The following is a 2,007-nucleotide window of genomic DNA, read 5'->3' on the forward strand; positions in this document are numbered from 1 at the left end:
AAGCTCGCCCTCGTGCTTGGCACCGAGGGCGCCGGGATGAGCGCGGCGACCCTGGCCGCCGTCGACCTCGCCGTGAAGATCCCCCTGCGGGCGGGCGTGGACTCGCTCAACGTCGCGGCGGCGTCGGCCGTCGCCTTCTGGGAGTTACGCCCGCGGGACTGAACCGTGGGCTTGAACGGTGGGCTTGAACGGTGGGCTTGAACCGTGGGCTTGAACCGTGGGCTTGAACCGTGGCACCCAAGCGCCGCCGCTGGTCAGGCGGCGAAGGCGCCGACTTTCCGCTATGATTGATAGCTGGCCGTCCGGTGCATTCCGCCGGCCATCCCATTCATACCTGGCAACTGGCAAAATCCAGTTGTGCGAACAAAGGTCCAATTATGAAGTCTGATACTCACCCGAAGTACGAAGCTGTTGTTTTCAACGACCTGGCTTCCGGCGTCAAGTTCCTGACCAAGTCCACCGTGTCTTCCAAGAAGACCATCGAGTGGGAAGACGGAAACACCTACCCGGTTATCGACGTCGAAATCTCCTCCGAGTCCCACCCGTTCTACACGGGCAAGCAGCGCATCATGGACTCTGCAGGCCGCGTCGAGCGCTTCAACGCTCGCTTCAAGGGCTTCGGCGGCAAGAAGTAACTTCTTCTCCCCAAGGTCTTTTGGAAAAGCCCGCACCGGTGACGGTGCGGGCTTTTTGCGTCTTTCACCCTTGGCATCGTGGCAGGATTAAGGGCATGACAACCCTTCGCCCGGTCCCCGGTTCCAGCAGCGCTGACGACGGCGGCGCCCGCCGCCACGGGGAGTACAAGGTTCCCGGCGGTAAACTCGTCGTCGCCGATTTCGACGTCGTCGACGGTGTGCTCGCGAACGTCTCGATCAGCGGGGACTTTTTCCTGGAGCCGGACGAGGCGCTGCTGGAGATCAACAGGGCGCTCACGGGCCTCGCGGCCGACACCAATGCCGCGGACATCTCAGCCGCGGTGGCAGCGGCCCTCCCCGCCGACGCCGTCCTGTTTGGTTTTTCCGCCGACGCCGTGGCCGTCACCGTCCGGCGCGCCCTCGCGATGGCCACCGGCTGGGCTGACCACCACTGGAACATCATCGCCCCGTCCGTGCTGCCCACCCACGTCAACGTTGCGCTGGACGAGGTCCTGACCGAAGAGGTCGGCGCAGGGCGCCGCAATCCGACCCTGCGCTTCTGGGACTGGGAGGAACCGTCAGTGGTGATCGGCAGCTTCCAGTCCGTCCGCAACGAACTGGACCCTGCCGGCGTCGAACGCCACGGCATCAGCGTGGTCCGCCGGATCAGCGGCGGGGGAGCCATGTTCATGGAGGCCGGCAACTGCATCACGTACTCGCTGTACCTGCCGCAGAGCCTGGTGGACGGCATCAGCTTCGCCGACTCGTACGGCTTCCTGGACGCCTGGGTGATGGCTGCCCTTGAGAAGATGGGCATCAGCGCGTTTTACGTGCCGCTCAATGACATTGCCACCGAGCAGGGCAAGATCGGCGGAGCCGCGCAGAAGCGGCTCGCGAACGGTGGCATGCTGCACCACGTCACCATGAGCTATGACATCGACGCGGACAAGATGGTGGAGGTCCTGCGGATCGGCAAGGAGAAGCTCTCCGACAAGGGCACCCGGAGTGCCAAGAAGCGGGTGGATCCGCTGCGCCGGCAGACCGGCCTTGCCCGGGCCGAGATCGTCGCGGCCATGATGGAGGTCTTCGCTGAACGGTACTCCGCGACACCCTCGGAACTCACCGAGGCTGAGCTCGCCGCCGCGCACCACCGGGTCGACGCCAAGTTCGGCACCACGGAGTGGCTGCACCGGGTGCCCTGAGCCCTTCCAACCCCGTCGATTGCTCCGTAACGGCCCTTTAGAGCCGCCTAAAGGGCCGTTACGGAGCAGTCGATAGCGGGGTTGGGGCCACGGCCTGTGCCGTGAGTGAACGGTGCAGGTGGCTGCGCTGTTCGATGATGATGCGGCGCAGCGCCCGCGGCGCGTCCGGG

2 protein-coding genes and 1 pseudogene (1 of these 3 running past the window's edge) are annotated in these 2,007 nt (G+C 65.2%); all 3 read left to right on the forward strand.

Annotated elements, in window-relative coordinates:
- Positions 1–162: pseudogene (locus K789_RS22285) on the forward strand (TrmH family RNA methyltransferase) (it extends 644 nt beyond the left edge of the window).
- A 215-nt stretch (positions 163–377) separates the two neighbouring features.
- Positions 378–635 carry a type B 50S ribosomal protein L31 gene (locus K789_RS0104310; protein WP_024365679.1) on the forward strand — a complete coding sequence of 86 codons (258 nt, stop codon included), beginning with the start codon at positions 378–380 and terminating at the stop codon, positions 633–635.
- A 95-nt stretch (positions 636–730) separates the two neighbouring features.
- A complete protein-coding gene (locus tag K789_RS0104315) occupies positions 731–1,837 on the forward strand; it encodes a lipoate--protein ligase family protein (protein ID WP_024365680.1) in 1,107 nt (368 codons plus the stop codon).
- Positions 1,838–2,007: the final 170 nt, after the last annotated feature.

It is taken from the genome of Arthrobacter sp. TB 26, from assembly GCF_000427315.1.
Classification (GTDB): Bacteria; Actinomycetota; Actinomycetes; order Actinomycetales; family Micrococcaceae; genus Arthrobacter.